Genomic DNA, 17815 nt, shown 5'->3' on the forward strand with positions numbered 1-17815 from the left:
AGGCCCGGCACGACGATCGTCACACCGACCAGCGGACCCTGCTCGGTGCGGACTCGTTCCAGACGCGGTCCAGCGCGGTCACGGCGTACGTGTACCGGCGGCCGCGCACGGCGGTCGGGTCGAGGAAGTCCTGGACCACCCGGCCCTCGGCGCGCTGCGTCGCGACGAGATTCGCGGGGTTCTCGGTGTCCACGTGCTGCACCCACCCGTCGGCACGGTAGATCGCGAACGACGTCGCCGCGAACCGGCGGCCGCCGGCGTCGGTCCAGTGCACGCGGACGCCGTCGTCGCGCCAGCCGGCCCACGCGAGCACGGGCGTGCGGACCTTCGTGCCCGGGAGGTGCGGCATGGCCGGGACGAGCGCCGGGTACCGGTAGTGGTCGTCGCGCACGCGCGTCATCGAGCCCTGCGGGTCGGCCGGGACGTGCTTGGCCGAGAAGTAGACGTTGCCGTGCACCGGGTGCTCCTGCTCCTGGCAGAACGTGAGGTGGTTCGACAGCTCGGCCGGGTCGGTGAAGACGCCCGACGTCACCTTGTACAGCGCCTCGCCGATGTACAGGTGCGTACCGGACTGCGCGGCGACGTCGGCCCACCACGGGACGAGCTTCGCGTAGTCCGCGACGGCGAGCCCCAGCTGCCAGTAGATCTGCGGGTTGATGTAGTCGAGCCAGCCCTCGAGGACCCACTTGCGCGTGTCGGCGAACTGCATGTCGTACGACTGCGAGCCGCCCGTCTGCGAGCCGCGCGGGTCCGTCGAGGCGTTGCGCCAGATGCCGAACGGGCTGATGCCGAACTTGACCCACGGCTTCGCCTGCTTGATGCGCTGCGAGATGGACTGCACGAACGTGTCGACGTTGTGGCGCCGCCAGTCCTCGACCCGGTCGAAGCCGGCGCCGTGGGTCGCGAAGGTCGCGGCGTCCGGGATCGTCTCGCCCGCGACGGCGTACGGGTAGAAGTAGTCGTCGAAGTGCACGCCGTCGATGTCGTAGTTCTCGACGCTGTGCAGGATCGCGTTCTTGATGTGCTCCTGCGCCGCGGGCAGGCCCGGGTCGAAGTAGAGCTTGCCCCCGTAGGCCCACACCCACTCCGGGTGCTGCCGCGCGGGGTGCTCGGGGACGAGCCGCCCCGGGTCGGCCTGCATCGACACGCGGTACGGGTTGTACCAGGCGTGGATCTCGAGGTTGCGCCGGTGGCACTCCTCGACGACGAACGCGAGGGGGTCGTAGCCGGGGTCCTGGCCCTGCACGCCCGTGAGGTACTGCGACCACGGCTCGTAGGGGCTGGGCCAGAACGCGTCGGCCGTCGGGCGGACCTGGACGAACACGGCGTTGAGACGGAAGTCGCGCGCGACGTCGAGCCAGCCGAGGAGCTCGGCCTTCTGCTGCTCCGCCGAGAGCCCGGACGCCGACGGCCAGTCGATGTTCACGACGCTCGAGATCCACATCGCGCGCAGCTCGCGCTTGCGGGGCGCCGGGGCCGTGGTCGGTGCGGCGTGGGTCGTGCCGGGCGCGGTGAGCGCGGCGGCCGGGGTGAGCGAGCCGACCGTCACGGTGAGCGTGCTCGCCGCGACGCCCGCCGTGGCGAGGGTGAGGAACTGTCGTCGTCCGACGCCGGCCGGGGCCGAGGCGGGGGACGTGGGGGAGCCGTCGAGCGTCATTGCTGATCCTCCGGGTCGTCGAGTATGTGGCAGATAGTTTCACAGAACGTCGTGTCTGTGAAGGTTTGCGCCACGCGCTCCCGGCGGCGGCGCCGAGCGTGGGGTCGTCGGCGCTCCGGGGCCCGGCGCGGTGCGGGTCGCCAGGTGGACTCTCCCGGCCCGTGCCCGGCGGGCCGCGACGCGCCGTGCACTGCGGGTCCTGCCCATGCCTTCGCGGCGAGAGTATGGTCGCCACCATGGCATCGAAACCGCTCCAGGAACCCGCGTTCCTCGTGCTGTCCGCGCTCGCCGCCGGGCCGCTGCACGGGTACGGCATCGCGCAGGACGTCGAGTCCAGCTCCGACGGGCGCGTGACCCTGCGCGCCGGCACGCTCTACGGCGCGATCGACCGGCTCGTCGCCGCCGGGCTCGTCGAGGTCGACCACGAGGAGGTCGTCGACTCGCGGCTGCGCCGGTACTACCGGCTCACCAGCGAGGGCGGGTCGCGCCTCGCCGCCGAGGCCGAGCGCGCCGAGGCCCAGGCACGCCGCGCGCTCGAGCGTCTCGGTGCCCGACGCCGCACGGCCGCCCCGGCGGGCGACCGCACTGCGCCCCGCCCCGCGCGCAGGCTCGACGGGGGAGTCGTCGACGGCGGGGCGGTGCCGGCATGAGCGGCCACGACGGCTACCGCGACACGGATGCCGCCGGCCCGGTGCTCGTGGCGCCGGTCCTCGTGCGGGACTACCGGCGGCTGCTGCGCCTGTTCCCGTACACCTACCGGCGGGCGCACGAGGCCGAGATGCTCGGGCACCTGGTCGACGGCGCGCGGCCCGGGCAGTCGCGGCCGACGCGGGCCGAGCGGTGGGACCTGCTGCGCGCCGCCGCGCGCGAGTGGCTGCTCGCGCCGCTGGGCCCGTCCCCACGGCAGCGGCGCGCGGGGACGGGGCTCCTGCTCGTGGTCCTGCCCGCCGTGCTCGTGGTCATGGCAGCGCGCGTCCTCGCGTTCGCCGCGGCGATCGTCGGGGCCATGCTCGGCCCGAGCGGGCACGCACCGCTCCTGACGACCGTCCCGACGGCGTCGATGTGGACCCTCTGGCTCGCGGCGGTGGCCCTCACGCTCGCCGGGGCGCAGCGCGCCGGCCTCGCTGCTGCGGTGCTGGCCGCCGTCGCCGGGGTGGGCGGGCTCGCGGTCTCGCTCGGTGCGGGGAGCAGCTATGCGGCGTACCTCGACGCGCCGTGGGTCGCGGCGGTGTCCGTCTACGCGGGCGTGCTCGCCGCACGTCGGGCGTGCCGGGTCGGGCCTGAGCCGTGGACGCTCCGGGCCGCGACCCTCGGGGCGATGGCTCTGGCCGTCGGCGGGTTCGCCGCGGCGACCGCTGCCGACGCGGCGAGCTTCGGGGTGCCGTGGTGGTCGGGTGTCGCGCTGAGCCCGTGGACGCCTCCCGCGCTGGCTGCGCCGGTCGTCCTGCTCCTCGGGGTCGCGCTGCTGTGGCGCCGGACGCGGCCGGCCGTCCCGGTGCTCGGCGGTCTCGCCCTCGCAGGCGTGCTGAGCCGCTCGACCTTCTTCTGGTCGGGGACCGTGAACGTCCAGACCGCGGACCTCGGCAACGTGCTCGGGCTGCTCGCGCTCGCGGCCGCCGCGATGCTCGTCCTGACCTGGGTCGTCAACCGCCTCGACGAGCTCGCCGAAGTGCGCGCGGCGCACCGCTCCCAGCTCGCGGCCGCGGGTGGGATGCCGGGCCGGGGCGGCCCCCGCCCGGGCGCGCCGACCGCCGTCTGACCCGGGCGCCGTCGAGCACGACGGTGCGTGCGGACGAGAACGGGGCTGCTGTCGTCATCCGTCGGACGACGACAGCAGCCCCGTTCTCGGCGCCGGCCGGTCAGTCCAGGTAGTCCTCGACCAGGCGGGAGGCGAGGCCCGTGTACGTCGCGGGGGTGAGGTCCGCGAGGCGCTGCGCGACGTCGTCGGGCAGGCCGAGGCCCGCGACGAACTCGCGGAGCCGCGCCGCGTCGACGCGCTGGCCGCGCGTGAGGTCCTTGAGGCGCTCGTACGGGTTCTCCATGCCGGGGACGCCCGCGACCGACGCCGCGCGCATGGCCGACTGGATGGGCTCGCCGAGCACCTCCCAGTTCTCGTCGAGGTCCGCCGCCATGAGGTCGGCGTTCGCGGCGAGGGCCTTCAGGCCGCGGCGCACGTTGTCGATCGCGAGGAGCGAGTGGCCGAACGCGGGGCCGACGTTGCGCTGCGTCGTCGAGTCCGTGAGGTCGCGCTGGAGGCGCGACGTCACGAGCGTCGCGCCGAGCGTGTCGAGCAGCGCGGACGAGATCTCGAGGTTCGCCTCGGCGTTCTCGAACCGGATCGGGTTGACCTTGTGCGGCATGGTCGACGACCCGGTCGCGCCCGGGACGGGGATCTGCGTGAAGAACCCGAGCGAGATGTACGTCCACACGTCGGTCGCGAGGTTGTGGAGGATCCGGTTGAACCGCGCGACGTCCGCGTACAGCTCGGCCTGCCAGTCGTGCGACTCGATCTGCGTCGTCAGCGGGTTCCACGTGAGACCGAGGCCCTCGACGAAGTGCTTCGAGACCGACGGCCAGTCCACGCCCGGGACGGCGACGGTGTGCGCGCCGTACGTGCCCGTCGCGCCGTTGAGCTTGCCCAGGTACTCGGCCGCGCCGACGCGGCGGAGCTGGCGGCGCAGCCGGTGCGCGAGGACGGCGAGCTCCTTGCCGAGCGTCGTCGGCGTCGCGGGCTGGCCGTGCGTGCGCGAGAGCATCGGCACGTCGGCGTGCTCGCGCGCCATGTCCGCGAGCTGGTCGGCGAGCGCCGTCGCGGCGGGCAGCCACACGTGCTCGACGGCGCCGCGCACCATGAGCGCGTAGGACAGGTTGTTGACGTCCTCGCTCGTGCACGCGAAGTGCACGAGCTCGCCGACGCCGGACAGCACCGTGTCGGGGCCCAGCGTGTCGGGCGCCGCGGCGAGGCGGCGCTTGACGAAGTACTCGACCGCCTTGACGTCGTGCACCGTCTCGCGCTCGATCGCGGCGAGCTCGGCGATCTCGTCGCCACCGAACGCCGCGGGGATGCGGCGCAGGTAGGCGACCTCGGCGTCGGAGAGCTGGGGCGCGCCGGGCACGACCGGGCGGACCGCGTTCTCGTCGACCGCCTGGACGCCGTTGCACAGCGTGATGAGCCACTCGACCTCGACGTGGATGCGCTCGCGGTTGAGCGCGGCCTCGCTGAGGTGGTCGACGAGCGGGGCGACCGCGGCGCGGTAGCGGCCGTCGAGCGGGCCGAGCGCGATCGGCGGGGTCACCTCGGCGAGGCTCACGCGGGCAGGGGCGGCTGCGGCAGGGTTCTCGGGCACGCCCCTGATTCTCCCACGCGTGCCCGACGTCGGTCGGTGCCGCCCGCAGTCCGGGCAACGGAGCCGTCGCGCGGCCCGTGGCCGTCCCCAGCGTCCGGGCGCGAGGGTTCGGTCCACAGCCTGGCGACCTGCCGCGCCGTCGGCCGACGGGGCTCCGTACGGTCGCCGCCATGCCGACCCCGCCACCACCGCCGTGCCTCGCCGCACCCTTCGGGATCACGCGCGCCCGCGACCAGGTCCTCACCGCGACCGACGACGCCGCGCGCGCCGGCGCCGCCCTCGAGACCCCCGACCTCCCGTGGGCCGGGCAGGCGCGGCACGCGTACGACGACGCGACGGCGGAGGTGCGGGCAGCCCTGCTCCGGCTCGACGAGACGCTCGGGACGTGCCTCGTGCGGCTGGACGCGCTCACCGTGCTCGCGGAGGCCGACGTCACGAGCATGCGGGCGGGGCTGGCCGCGGGGCTCGCCTCGGGAGGCGGCTCGTGAGCGGGTCGCCGCCCGGCCCGTCCGTCGTGATCCGTGGCGGGACGGAGCCGACGGTCGTCGAGACGGCGGGGGTCGTCGCGCAGGCCGCGGTGCTCGCGGCCCGTGCGGACCTCCTGGCGGGAGCGGCAGGGGCGCTGCGGGACGCGCGGCACGCGGTGGAGGTCACGACGGCCACGCCGACGGCGTTCGCCGGGCGGCTCGTCCCGGCCGAGCCGCTCGGGGCGGCCGCGGGCGCGAACCTGACGACGACGCCGTTCTGGTCGGCGGAGGTCCGGGCCGCGCGTGCGGCCCTCCTCGACGGCCTCGACGCGGCCGCTCTGCTCACCGGGCGGGAGGAGCAGCGGCTGCGCGGGCTCGCCGGGCGGCTGCACCAGGCGGTCCGGGTGTACGACGACGCGGACGCCGCGGCCGCCGCCGGGTGGTCCGACACCGCGCTGGTCGTGGCGGGACGGCACTACGGGCTGGCGGGGGCGGGCGCCGCCGGGCTCGGGATGATCGTCGCGCAAGGCCTCGCCGGGCTCGCGCAGTCGCTGCTGCACGGAGGGCCCGCTCTCGGTCGGCTCGTCACGACGGGCGAGGCGCTGCACCCCGCGACCGTCCGCGCGCTGGGTCGCACGATCGGCATGCTCGACCCGGACCGCCCCTGGTACGCCGTGCCGACGGTCGGGAACGCGGCGGCGGTGCTGCGGGCGTCCGTCCAGCCGCTGCGCGACCGGTTCCTGCCCGACCCGGAGGTGCGGCGGGTCGACGCGGCGCCCTACGACCTGCCGACCCCCACGGACACGCGGTCCGCCCTCGGCGCCGTGGCGGCGCTCGGGAGCACGGACTCGGTGCTGAGCGTCCAGCGCATCGTCAAGGACGGCGGGACGCCCACGTGGGTCGTCGCGATCCCGGGCACCCAGCCCGGCAACCTCCGGACGGTGTGGAACATGACGTCCAACTACGACCTCATGTCCGACGACGAGTCCCAGCGCGCGCGGGCGGACAGCGTGCGGGCGGTGCTCGACGCGATGGGCCAGTCGGGGATCGCGCCTGGGGACGACGTCGTGCTCGTCGGGCACAGCCAGGGCGGCATGGTCGCGGCCACGATCGCGGCGGCGACGGTCGGGACCTACCAGGTGCGCCACGTCGTGACGGCCGGGTCACCGGTCGGGGGGCACGGCCTCCCGCCCGGCGTGCGCGCCACGCACCTCGAGACCAGCGGGGAGGGGGTCTCCGGCCTCGACGGGAAGCCGAACCCGGCGACGCCCGAGCGCGTGACGGTGACGGGTACCGTCTTCGCGCCCGGCGGCGGGCCGCCGCTCGACGTGCCGCACTCCGTCGGCTACCACCAGGACGTGCTCGACGCCGCGGTCGAGGTGGGCGACCGCGGCCTCGAGGAGCACCTCGCCGACGTGGAGCACTGGCTCGACGGCGAGGCGGAGGACCCGCTCGTCTACGAGGCGCGTCTCGTCCCGGACCCCGAGACGACGTTCTGCGTCGGTGAGCTCGCGGTGCCGAGGCCGCCGTGGCCCCCGTGGCCGGCTCCGGACGGCGTCGTGACGGCGCCGGGCCCGTCCCTCGGCACGCCGGGTCCGTCCGGGACGACCGGTGGCTCCGGCACGCTCGGCGGCACGGGCACGCTCGGGGGCGCCGGGACGGGTGGTGGCGAGGACGATGCGCGGTGACGGCCCGGTGCCGTCCCCCGGCGGGCCGGTCGGGAGGGCGGGCAGCGGCGCGCGCGGTGGAGCGCTCGGGTCAGCGGTCCTGGGCCTTCGGCACGACGGCCGAGACGAGGAAGTTGATCACGGCGATGATGAGGGCCGCGAGCAGCGCCCACCAGAACCCGCCGATGATGCGGATGCCCCAGTCCGTCTGCTCGGTGATCCACGCGGTGAGCATGAGCATGAGCGCGTTGACCACGAGCGAGAACAGCCCCAGCGTGAGGATGTAGAGCGGGATCGAGAGGACCTGCACGATCGGCTTGATCACCGCGTTCACCAGCGAGTAGAGCAGCGCCACGACGAGGACGATCACGACCTTCCCGCCGGCCGTGTCGGAGCCGACGATCTGGAAGTGCTCGTCCATGAACAGGCTCGTGAGCCAGATCGCGAGACCGGTGATGAGGACGCGGACGACGAAGCTCATACCCGGCATCCTGCCATCCGGGCGGTGGTCCGGCACGGGCGCCGCGCGTGGCGCGCCGTCGTCCGCCACGGACCGCGGTGCACGAGTGGCATGATCGAGGACCGTGGCCCACGAACCCCGCGTCCCCCTGCGTCCTGCCGTCGCCGCCCTGCCGGCCTACGTCCCGGGGGCGCGCGTCGCCCCGGGTGCGGCGGCGTTCAAGCTCTCCTCGAACGAGAACCCGTACCCGCCGCTGCCCTCGGTCGTGGCGGCGATCGCCGACGCCGCGGCGGACGCGAACCGCTACCCGGACATGTACGCGACCGAGCTCACCGAGGCGCTCGCGGCGGACCTCGGGGTCGGGGCCGACGAGGTCGTGGTGGGCAACGGGTCGGTCGCGGTCCTCGCGCACGTGCTCCAGGCGGTCGTCGAGCCGGGCGACGAGGTCGTCTACCCGTGGCGCTCGTTCGAGGCGTACCCGATCGCGGTCGCCGTCGCGGGCGGCACGTCGGTGCGGGTCCCGCTCCGGACGGGGGAGCACCGCGGGCGCCTCGACCTGCCCGCGATGGCCGCGGCGGTCACCGAGCGCACGCGCGTCGTCATGGTGTGCACGCCCAACAACCCGACCGGTCCGGCGGTGCACCGCGACGAGCTCGAGACGTTCCTCGCGGCGGTGCCGTCGGACGTGCTCGTGGTGCTCGACGAGGCGTACCTCGAGTTCGTGCGCGACCCGGAGGCCCCCGACGGTCTCGCGGTGTACGCGCAGCACCCGAACGTCGTGCTGCTGCGCACGTTCTCCAAGGCGTACGGGCTCGCGGGCCTGCGCGTCGGGTACGCCGTCGCGCGTCCGCGCCTCGCGGCGGGCATCCGTGCCGTCTCCACGCCGTTCGGGGTCTCGCACGTGGCGCAGCGGGCCGCGATCGCGTCGCTCGGGGCGCGAGGCGAGCTCCTGCAGCGGGTCGAGCACCTCGTGGCGGACCGCACCCGCCTCGTCGAGGGTCTGCGCGACCAGGGCTGGTCCCTGCCGGAGTCGCAGGCGAACTTCGTGTGGTTCGACCTGGGGGAGCGCACGGCCCAGCGCGCCGAGGAGGCGCGTGCTGCCGGCGCGATCGTGCGCCCGTTCGCGGGCGAGGGCCTGCGCGTGAGCGTGGGCGAGCCCGAGGCGACCGACCTCTTCCTGCGCGTCAGCGCGACCTGGCTGTAGCCCTTCCTCGACGGCCCCTCTGCGTTCCGGCAACGGAACTTCCCCAGATCGACCGAACCCCTGGTGCTCGCGTCTCCGGATTGCTACTTTTACGTAGCAATCACTTCCGAAGGGGGAGATATGAGGTTTGGTCGAGTACTGACGACGGCGATGGTCGCCGGGGTCCTGGCCTTCACACCGGCGGCGGCGTTCGCCGGCTCGCAGCTCGTGGGCGGCGGGATCTGGAACTACGGGACCAGTGCGGGGGCGATCTACTCGCACTACCTGCACAACACCCAGTGCCACGGCGCGTCCGTGCACAACGGGAAGCTCTACCGGGTGACCAACATCAAGCCCGGGGTCTGGGCGAAGGTGCACGCCAAGGACTGGCCCATGCGCGTGGACCACGCCTACTGGCACAAGTGCGCGTAGCACGGACGCAGGGCAGGGGCGGCGCCGTGCCGCCCCTGCCCGGTCCGGCGCGGAGCCTCCATGCCGAACAGAAGCCTCAGCCTGGCCTACGCCCTCGCGGTGGTCGTCAGCCTCTTCCTCGCCTTCTTCACGGTGCAGGCGTACAGCGAGTTCGCGGTCCGCGGGTTCGACGCCCAGCTCCGCGTCGACTCCCTCGGCACGACCGCGTCGAGCGCCGAGGCGTACGGCACGATCGCGACCTTCGCGACCTCCCGCGACTGCACCGTCGCCAAGGTGACCTTCGACCTCACCGACGTCTCGACGCGGCACCTCTCGGTCCTCGGTGACGGCTCGGCCGACCCGGGCGGGCGGTGGCTCGACCACGGCGTCGCCGACTTCAGCCGCGGCGTCACCACGCAGGTGCACCCCGGTACCGAGCTCGGGGCCACGAGCCCGGTGGGCTCCTACGGGCTCTCGTGCGGCACGGCGGAGGCCGAGGCGCTGGCCGCCGCGCTGCGGGAGGCCGGGGTGACGGCGTCGGCCGACTCCTACCCGACGATCCTCTCGTGGCACCGCTACCTCGCGGGCACGCCGATCCCGGCGGGCTACGCCATCGCGGCGGTCGCCGTCGTGCTCCTCGCGGGGTGCGGCGCGCTCCTCAACGCCCGGGCGTACGCGGTCCAGCGCCTCCAGGGCGCGCCGTTCTCCAGCATCCTGCGGCGCGACCTCGCCCCGATCGGCCGACGCCTCGCCCTCCACCTGGGTGGTGCTGCCGTCGTGTGCGCGATCGTGCTCGGCGCCTACAACGGGTTCGCGCAGGCGACGACGTTCCTCGGCCTGGCCGGCGCCGTCCTCGCCGGGCTGCTGCTCGTCACCGTGACCGCCCACGCCGTCTCGACGGCCGCCGCGCAGCGCATCCCGCTCGCGGCCGCGATCAAGGGCGAGTCCGTGGGGGCCTGGGTCGTCCCCGCCGCGTTCGGCGTGCGGTTCTGCGCCCTCGTCATCCTCGTCGCGTCGATCTTCTCCGCCGTGCACGCGGGCCAGCTCATCGCGGGTCAGCAGGCCGCCCGCTCCGCCTGGCAGAGCGCGGGCGGCGCGACCTCCGTGGGCGTCGGCGGCGACGACCAGGCCCGCGCGGGCGAGTTCGCGCAGCGCCTCGGCGAGGTCGTCGTGCGGGCGCTCGACGACCGCGAGGCGGTGCTCGCCGCGCGGCAGCCCGTCTCGGCGTTCGGCACGGTGACGGTCGCGCCCGAGGACCAGCCGGTCCTCCTCGTCAGCCCGTCGTACCTGGAGGAGCAGGACGTCCGCGACGCGACCGGGTCGCGGCTCGTCCCGGCGCCGGGGTCGTGCCTCACGATCCACCTGCCCACCACGCTGCGGGCGGACCAGCAGGACGACGTCGTGGCCGCCGTCGGCTCGTGGGCGGACTACTTCGGTGCGACGTGCGCCGTCGAGCGCGGTGCGCCGCTCGCCGAGGGCAGCACGCTGTTCGACTACGGCAACGCCGCGGACCCGAGCGCGTCACCGCTCGTGGACGAGCCGGTCGTGCTCGTCGTGGACCCGGCCTCGGAGGTCGTGAGCGCCGACGGGTACGGCGCGTACACCTCGACGGGGGACGTCGTCTTCCTCGACCCGGCGTACGTGCTGGAGGAGAGCCGCGCGGCGGGCATCCGCGACTACGTCCTCTCGGTCACGCCGATCGCGGACGCCGCGGCCGAGGAGTACCAGAAGCTCGTCCGGAGCTTCCGGCTCGGCCTCGCGAACATCGCGGCGGCGGCCGGCGTCGTGCTCCTCACCGCGGTCGTGGTGTCGAGCGCGTACACGCGGCGGTACGCGCAGAGCGTGTTCGTCCGCTACATCGCGGGGTGGTCGTTCGCCGCGCGGTACCGCGCGGCGTTCCTCGCCGAGGCCGCCTCGGCGGTGCTGCTCGTCGCGTACGTGGCGGCGAACCCGCCGCGCACGCCGCCGGCCCTCGGCGCCGTCGTCGCGGCCGCCGCACCGCGGCTGCTCGGGGGAGCGGAGCCGCTCGTCGCGGTGGCGGTGTGCCTCGTGTCGTCCGCCCTGCTGGTGACCGCGCTCGCGGTGGCCCAGCGCAGGCTCCTGCGGACGCGATCCAGTGACAGCTGAACGAAGGGGGATGGCGATGATCGAGGTCGTGGGTGCGGCCAAGTTCTACGGGGCGCGGACGGTCTGGACGGGCCTCACGCTGAGCGTGGAGGCGGGCTCGATGGCGGGCCTCGTGGGGTCGAGCGGCTCGGGGAAGACGACGCTGCTCAACTGCGTGGGCCTGCTCGACCGGCTGGACGCGGGGACGCTGTTCGTGGACGGGCGCGACGTCACCGCGCTGAGCCCGCACGGGCGACGCCTGTTCCGACGGGACGAGCTCGGGTACCTGTTCCAGAACTACGCGCTCATCGACAACGCGACGGTCGCGGCGAACCTCGACGTCGCGTTCGTGAGCAGGGGCGTCCGGCGGGCGGACCGCGCGCGCCGGCGCGAGGAGGTGCTCGAGCGCGTGGGGCTCGGCGGGTACGAGCGCGCGGCCGTCTACGAGCTGTCGGGCGGCGAGCAGCAGCGCGTCGCCGTGGCGCGGCTGCTCCTCAAGCGGCCGCGCGTCGTGCTCGCCGACGAGCCCACGGGGGCGCTCGACGAGGGGAACGCCGACGCGATCGTCGGGCTCCTGCGCGAGCTCGCGGACGAGGGGCGTGCCGTGGTCGTCGCGACGCACAACCCGCGCGTCGAGCAGGCCTGCGACACCGTCCTCGAGCTCGGCGCCTCGACCCAGCACGTGGCCCGCGCGTTCGTCGGCGCGGACGACGACGGCGCGGCGTAGCGGCGGGCGACGGCGGCGCGGTTGCCGGGTCCTGGTCACGCGAGAAGACTCGCGGCATGGACAACCAGGAGTGGGAGCAGTTCGTCGAGGACAACGGCTGGCTCTTCGGGGGCGCGGCCCTGGTCCTCTACGTCGCGGTCGCGGTGATCTTCTTCATCGCCTACGTCCGGATCATCCAGAAGGCCGGCTACTCCGGCTGGTGGGTGCTCGTGGGCCTCGTGCCGATCCTCAACGTCGTCATGTTCCTCGTGTTCGCGTTCTCGCGCTGGCCGGTCCTGCGCGAGCGCGACGCGCTGCGCTCGGGCGGCGTCTACCCGCGGTAGGGGCAGCCCTCCCGGGGCCGGGGGTGCGCCGGTGGGGATTGGAGGTTCTCTACAGCCGGTCGTGACGGACGTTGGGCGACACGTCGGAGGCGCTACCTACGGGGTCGTAGCCTACGCTTGCGTAGGCTACGGAGACGTAGGTTCCGACGGCGCCCCGCACCGGGCGCCTCCTGCCCCCGAGCGGGCCGGCCGCCGGCCGGGCCGCACCGAAGGAGAGTCGCGTGACCGAGAACGACGCGAGAACCGGCGTGCGGGACGCTGCGAGCACGCACCCCGACCTCCCCGACGTCGCGGGCGGTCCCGACGACGCACCCCTGCTCCAGCTCGTGACGCCCGCCGGCGCCCGCGTCACGACCCCGGAGACCGACGGCTACCGCGAGCGCGTCGCCCACCTCGACGCCGCGGCGCTGCGCGGTCTCTACCGCGACATGGTGCTCACGCGCCGCTTCGACGACGAGGCGACGTCGCTCCAGCGCCAGGGCGAGCTCGGGCTGTTCGCGCAGGCGAAGGGCCAGGAGGCCGCGCAGATCGGCTCCGGCCGCGCGCTCGCCCCCCAGGACTACGTCTTCCCGTCGTACCGTGAGCACGGCGTCTCGCACGTGCGCGGCATCGACCCGACGGCGCGCCTGCGCCTCTTCCGCGGCGTGGACCACGGCGGGTGGGACCCGACGGCGCACAACGTCCACCTGTACACGCTCGTCATCGGGTCGCACGCGCTGCACGCGACGGGGTACGCCATGGGGGTCCAGCGCGACGGCCTCGTCGGGTCGGGCGACCCGGAGCGCGACGCGGCCGTCGTCACGTACTTCGGCGACGGCGCGACGTCGCAGGGCGACGTCAACGAGGCGCTCGTCTTCGCGGCCGTGAACAACGCGCCGGTCGTGTTCTTCTGCCAGAACAACCAGTGGGCGATCTCGGAGCCGACGACCCGGCAGACCCGCGTGCCGCTCTACCGGCGCGGCGGCGGGTTCGGCATCCCCAGCGTGCGGGTCGACGGCAACGACGTGCTCGCGTGCTACGCCGTGACCGCGGAGGCGCTCGAGCGTGCCCGCTCCGGCGGCGGCCCGACGTTCGTCGAGGCGTTCACCTACCGCATGGGCGCGCACACGACGTCCGACGACCCGACGAAGTACCGGTCGCGCGCCCAGGAGGACTACTGGCGCCGTCGGGACCCGATCGACCGGCTCGAGAACCTGCTCCGCGCCGAGGACGCGTGGGACGACGCGTTCGCCGCCGACCTGGCCGCCGAGGCCGACGCGCTGGGCGAGCGGCTGCGCGAGGAGGTCCGTGCGCTCGCTGCACCGGACCCGTCGAGCATGTTCGACCACGTCTACGCGACCCCGAACGCCGTGGTCGAGCGCGAGAAGGCGTGGTTCGCCGACTACCAGCAGTCCTTCGAGGAGCCGACCGCGGAGGTGGCGCGATGAGCGACAGCAAGACCCTGACCCTGGCCCGCGCCATCAACGAGGGGCTGCGCCGGTCGCTGGAGAACGACCCCAAGGTCCTGCTCATGGGCGAGGACATCGGCGCGCTCGGCGGCGTCTTCCGCGTGACGGACGGCCTGCAGAAGGACTTCGGCGAGGACCGCGTCGTCGACACGCCGCTCGCGGAGTCCGGCATCCTCGGCACCGCGATCGGTCTCGCGCTGCGCGGCTACCGGCCGGTGTGCGAGATCCAGTTCGACGGGTTCATCTTCCCCGCGTACGACCAGATCACGACGCAGCTCGCGAAGATGGGCTACCGCTCGGGCGGGAAGCTCCAGGTGCCCGTCGTGATCCGCGTGCCGTACGGCGGCGGGATCGGTGCGGTCGAGCACCACAGCGAGAGCCCCGAGGCGCTGTTCGCGCACACGGCCGGCCTGCGCGTCGTGTCGCCGTCCACGCCGCAGGACGCGTACACGATGATCCAGGAGGCCGTCGCCTCGCCGGACCCGGTGCTCTTCTTCGAGCCCAAGGGCCGCTACTGGGAGAAGGGGCCGGTCGACGTCGCGGGTCGCGGCGAGGGCGCGACCGTGCTCGACCGGGCGCGCGTCGTCCGCCCCGGCACGGACCTCACGCTCGTCGCCTACGGTCCGACCGTCGCGACCGCGCTCCGCGTCGCCGCGGCGGCCGAGCAGGAGGGCCGCAGCATCGAGGTCGTGGACCTGCGCAGCATCTCGCCGCTCGACACCGCGACGGTCGTCGAGTCCGTCCGCCGGACGGGACGCTGCGTCGTCGTGCACGAGGCCCCGACCTACCTCGGCTCGGGCGCCGAGGTCGCGGCCCGCGTGACCGAGGAGTGCTTCTACTCGCTCGAGGCGCCCGTGCTGCGCGTCGGCGGCTTCCACACGCCGTACCCCGTCGCGAAGATCGAGCACGACTACCTGCCGAGCCTCGACCGCGTACTCGACGCCGTCGACCGCGCGTTCGCGTTCTGACGCGCGTCCACCGCGACCTCGACAGCGCCGACCGGGACCACCAGGAGGACCACGCAGTGCCCACCTTCGAGAAGTTCAACCTCCCCGACGCGGGCGAGGGCCTCACCGAGGCCGAGATCGTGCACTGGCACGTCGCCGTCGGCGACGCCGTCACGGTCAACCAGACGATCGTCGAGATCGAGACGGCGAAGTCGCTCGTCGAGCTGCCGTCGCCGTACACGGGCGTCGTCACGGAGATCCTCACGCCCGAGGGCACGACGGTCGAGGTCGGCGTGCCGATCATCGTCGTGGACACGGACCCGGGCGGCACGGCCCCGGCGCCGACCGCACCGGCCGGCGTCGTGCCCGACGGCGCGGACGCGCCCGCAGCGACCGCGTCGCCGCAGACGGGCACCGGGGACGCGACGCCCGCCGCGAGCGAGGGTTCCGGCTCGGTGCTCGTCGGGTACGGCACCGTCGAGCCGGGCACGGCCCGACGGCGGCGCCGCGCGGCCGAGCCGGCCGCCGCAGCGCCCGCGGCCGAGCCCACCGCCGCAGCACCCGCGACCGACCGCCCCGGCCCGGCGACCCCGGACCGGACGGCCCCGGCGGCGAGCACCGCGCCGTCGGCCCCGGCCCCGGCCCCGACCCCCGCCGCGCGGGCGAGCGCGCCGGCCGCCGTCGGGCACGCGACCCTGCCGGTGCTGGCCAAGCCGCCGGTGCGCAAGCTCGCGAAGGACCTGGGCGTCGACCTGGCGAGCGTCGCGGGCACCGGCCCGGGCGGGATCGTCACGCGCGAGGACGTGCAGGCCTACCACGAGCAGGCGAAGGCGCAGCCGCTCGCGACGTACGCCGACGACGACCAGCCGTGGCTCGCGACGGGCGCCGTCACGGCCGACGGCCGCCAGACGCGCGTGCCCGTGAAGTCGGTGCGCAAGCGCACGGCCGAGGCGATGGTCACGAGCGCGTTCACCGCCCCCCACGTGACGGTCTTCCACACGGTCGACGTCACGCGCACCATGAAGCTCGTCCGCACCCTGCGGGAGGACCGCGAGTTCGCGGACGTGCGCGTCACGCCCCTGCTCGTCACCGCCAAGGCGCTGCTCCTCGCGGTGCGCCGCCACCCGGAGATCAACGCGAGCTGGGACGACGCCGCGCAGGAGATCGTCTACAAGCACTACGTGAACCTGGGGATCGCGGCGGCGACGCCGCGCGGGCTCGTCGTGCCGAACATCAAGGACGCGCACCGCCTCGACCTGCACGGCCTCGCCGGCGGGATCGCGGACCTCACCGCGACCGCGCGGGCCGGGCGCACGTCGCCCACCGACATGTCCGACGGCACGATCACGATCACCAACGTCGGGGTGTTCGGCATCGACACGGGCACGCCCATCCTCAACCCCGGCGAGGCCGCGATCCTCGCGTTCGGCGCGATCCGCGAGCAGCCCTGGGTCCACAAGGGCAAGATCCGCAAGCGCTGGGTCACGCAGCTCGCGCTGAGCTTCGACCACCGCCTCGTCGACGGCGAGCTCGGCGCGCGCGTGCTGGCCGACGTCGCGCGGATCCTCGAGGACCCGGCGCGCGGTCTCGTCTGGGGCTGAGCCCACCCGTCGGCACGCGGGACGCGCGTCGGCACACGCTGCGCCGCTCGGCACCTCGAGGTGCCGAGCGGGCACGCTCCGTGCCGAACCGTGCCCGGGCCACTGCTTGCGAGCGCATCGAGAACCGCGAGCATGAGGCTCAGCGTCGGCGACCCGGTCGGCGCGGTGTCGCCACAGGAGGGTCGTGTGCTCGGGAGTGCTGGTCGGGGGTCACGGACGGGTCCGGGCGTCGGGCTCGCGGCCCTCGCGCTCGTGACCGCCACGCTCGCGGGGTGCGCGGGACCCGGCGTGGCAGAGGCGCAGGACGTCGTCGAGGACCTCGCGGGCGCGCTCGCCGTGGGGGACGGCGACGCCGCGTGCGCCCTGATCCTGCCCGCCGCGGCCGACGCGCTCGCCGCCGACGAGGGCGAGCCGTGCGCGGACGTCGTCACCGCGCCGGACGGCCCCCTCGCCGGGCTGACCGCGGCCGGAACCGAGGTCGTCGTCGAGGACGTGCACGTCGCGGGGCGTCAGGCGCAGGTCGTCACGGCGACGGACCCCGTCTTCCTCGCGCTCTCCGGCGACGCGTGGGTCGTCACCGCAGCAGGCTGCACGCCCCGCGACGACCGCCCCTACGACTGCGAGGTGGAGGCATGAGGGTCCCGCGGCTGATGTTCTGGGCCACGCTCGTGCTCGTCGTCGCGGGCCTCGCGGTCACGTTCGTGCTGGCGGCGGTGCACCGATGAGCGCCGGCAGCGGGAAGGGCGGCGTCCTCGGCGGCCTGCGCGCGAGCTCGCTGAGCCTGTTCTTCGCGCTCGCGCTCCTCGCGTCGCTCGTCGCGCAGGCCGTGAGCGGCGTCGCCGTCTTCAACACCGACCAGCGGGCGGCGGGCCTCGACCCGGTGACGTTCGGCCAGTACGTGCTGTCGTCGGCGTTCTGGGTCGACGTCACGGAGAACTGGCAGTCCGAGTACCTGCAGTTCCTCCTCTTCATCACCGCGACGGTGTGGTTCGTGCAGCGGGGCTCGCCCGAGTCGAAGAAGCTCGACCAGGCGGGCCGCGAGTCCGACGAGGACCAGAAGGTCGGCGAGCACGCGACCGACGACTCCCCGGCGTGGGCCCGCGCCCGGGGCTGGCGGCTCGCCGTCTACTCGCGCTCCCTGTCGCTCGTCATGGGCGCGATCTTCGTCGGGTCGTGGGCCGCGCAGTCGGCGGCGGGCGCGGTCGCGTTCAGCGAGGAGCAGCTGCGCGACCTCCAGGACCCCGTGCCGTGGACGGAGTACCTGTCCATGCCGGACTTCTGGAGCCGCACGTTCCAGAACTGGCAGTCCGAGATGCTGGCCGTCCTCAGCATGGTCGTCCTCGCGATCTACCTGCGCGAGCGCGGGTCGCCCGAGTCCAAGCCGGTGGGCTCGTCCCACGAGGCGACCGGCGTCGAGGGCTGACGGCGACCGCACGGACGGCCGCTCACAGCGGCCGCCGAGCGGGTGTGC

17 protein-coding genes are annotated in these 17815 nt (G+C 74.5%); 14 read left to right on the plus strand and 3 right to left on the minus strand.

What is annotated here, in order from left to right; genetic code table 11:
* Positions 1-19: 19 nt before the first annotated feature.
* Entirely contained in the window at positions 20-1657 is a 1638-nt protein-coding gene (locus RSE42_RS01595) for a glycoside hydrolase family 10 protein (RefSeq protein WP_415297699.1), read from the minus strand.
* Between the two features lie 236 nt (positions 1658-1893).
* Here RSE42_RS01595 and RSE42_RS01600 point away from each other — a divergent pair, with 236 nt between their 5' ends.
* Both RSE42_RS01600 and RSE42_RS01605 read left to right on the plus strand, forming a co-directional pair.
* Positions 1894-2307, plus strand: coding sequence for a PadR family transcriptional regulator (locus tag RSE42_RS01600; RefSeq protein WP_144721078.1), 414 nt, complete (start codon positions 1894-1896; stop codon positions 2305-2307).
* On the plus strand, positions 2304-3416 hold the full coding sequence (locus tag RSE42_RS01605; protein ID WP_415297700.1) for a hypothetical protein: 1113 nt from the start codon (positions 2304-2306) through the stop codon (positions 3414-3416). Before RSE42_RS01600 ends, RSE42_RS01605 begins: the two co-directional genes overlap by 4 nt.
* A gap of 100 nt (positions 3417-3516) precedes the next feature.
* Here the strand turns inward: RSE42_RS01605 and purB are convergent, their stop codons facing one another.
* Positions 3517-5004 (minus strand): adenylosuccinate lyase, encoded by a 1488-nt coding sequence (gene purB / locus RSE42_RS01610; RefSeq protein ID WP_396049538.1) that lies wholly within the window; start codon positions 5002-5004, stop codon positions 3517-3519.
* Positions 5005-5174: 170 nt separating this feature from the next.
* Between purB and RSE42_RS01615 the strand changes: the two genes are divergently transcribed.
* Positions 5175-5492 carry a hypothetical protein gene (locus RSE42_RS01615; protein ID WP_415297701.1) on the plus strand — a complete coding sequence of 106 codons (318 nt, stop codon included), beginning with the start codon at positions 5175-5177 and terminating at the stop codon, positions 5490-5492.
* A complete protein-coding gene (locus tag RSE42_RS01620; RefSeq protein ID WP_415297702.1) occupies positions 5489-7159 on the plus strand; it encodes a hypothetical protein in 1671 nt (556 codons plus the stop codon). The genes RSE42_RS01615 and RSE42_RS01620 overlap by 4 nt, the downstream gene beginning before the upstream one ends.
* Before the next feature lie 70 nt (positions 7160-7229).
* Here RSE42_RS01620 and RSE42_RS01625 read toward each other — a convergent pair whose 3' ends face one another.
* Positions 7230-7619 carry a phage holin family protein gene (locus RSE42_RS01625; protein ID WP_021483630.1) on the minus strand — a complete coding sequence of 130 codons (390 nt, stop codon included), beginning with the start codon at positions 7617-7619 and terminating at the stop codon, positions 7230-7232.
* 103 nt (positions 7620-7722) lie between these two features.
* Here RSE42_RS01625 and hisC point away from each other — a divergent pair, with 103 nt between their 5' ends.
* From hisC to RSE42_RS01675, 10 genes are all read left to right on the plus strand, one after another.
* Positions 7723-8802 (plus strand): histidinol-phosphate transaminase, encoded by a 1080-nt coding sequence (gene hisC, locus RSE42_RS01630; RefSeq protein ID WP_085386760.1) that lies wholly within the window; start codon positions 7723-7725, stop codon positions 8800-8802.
* A 120-nt stretch (positions 8803-8922) separates the two neighbouring features.
* Positions 8923-9213, plus strand: coding sequence for a lactococcin 972 family bacteriocin (locus tag RSE42_RS01635; protein WP_021483224.1), 291 nt, complete (start codon positions 8923-8925; stop codon positions 9211-9213).
* A 60-nt stretch (positions 9214-9273) separates the two neighbouring features.
* Positions 9274-11319 carry a hypothetical protein gene (locus RSE42_RS01640; protein ID WP_415297703.1) on the plus strand — a complete coding sequence of 682 codons (2046 nt, stop codon included), beginning with the start codon at positions 9274-9276 and terminating at the stop codon, positions 11317-11319.
* 10 nt (positions 11320-11329) lie between these two features.
* Entirely contained in the window at positions 11330-12025 is a 696-nt protein-coding gene (locus RSE42_RS01645) for an ABC transporter ATP-binding protein (protein ID WP_232422994.1), read from the plus strand.
* A 56-nt stretch (positions 12026-12081) separates the two neighbouring features.
* Positions 12082-12348, plus strand: coding sequence for a hypothetical protein (locus RSE42_RS01650; protein ID WP_076403859.1), 267 nt, complete (start codon positions 12082-12084; stop codon positions 12346-12348).
* A gap of 248 nt (positions 12349-12596) precedes the next feature.
* Complete coding sequence (pdhA, locus tag RSE42_RS01655; protein ID WP_212715453.1) at positions 12597-13775, plus strand: pyruvate dehydrogenase (acetyl-transferring) E1 component subunit alpha; 1179 nt, start codon at positions 12597-12599, stop codon at positions 13773-13775.
* Positions 13772-14764, plus strand: coding sequence for an alpha-ketoacid dehydrogenase subunit beta (locus tag RSE42_RS01660; protein WP_043656580.1), 993 nt, complete (start codon positions 13772-13774; stop codon positions 14762-14764). The genes pdhA and RSE42_RS01660 overlap by 4 nt, the downstream gene beginning before the upstream one ends.
* Positions 14765-14820: 56 nt before the next feature.
* Positions 14821-16344 (plus strand): dihydrolipoamide acetyltransferase family protein, encoded by a 1524-nt coding sequence (locus RSE42_RS01665; protein ID WP_137279882.1) that lies wholly within the window; start codon positions 14821-14823, stop codon positions 16342-16344.
* 132 nt (positions 16345-16476) lie between these two features.
* A complete protein-coding gene (locus RSE42_RS01670) occupies positions 16477-16980 on the plus strand; it encodes a hypothetical protein (RefSeq protein WP_415297704.1) in 504 nt (167 codons plus the stop codon).
* An 85-nt stretch (positions 16981-17065) separates the two neighbouring features.
* A complete protein-coding gene (locus RSE42_RS01675; protein ID WP_186325187.1) occupies positions 17066-17767 on the plus strand; it encodes a DUF6766 family protein in 702 nt (233 codons plus the stop codon).
* Positions 17768-17815: the final 48 nt, after the last annotated feature.

Source organism: Cellulosimicrobium sp. SJTW-1, from assembly GCF_047716875.1.
Classification (GTDB): domain Bacteria; phylum Actinomycetota; class Actinomycetes; order Actinomycetales; family Cellulomonadaceae; genus Cellulosimicrobium; species Cellulosimicrobium funkei.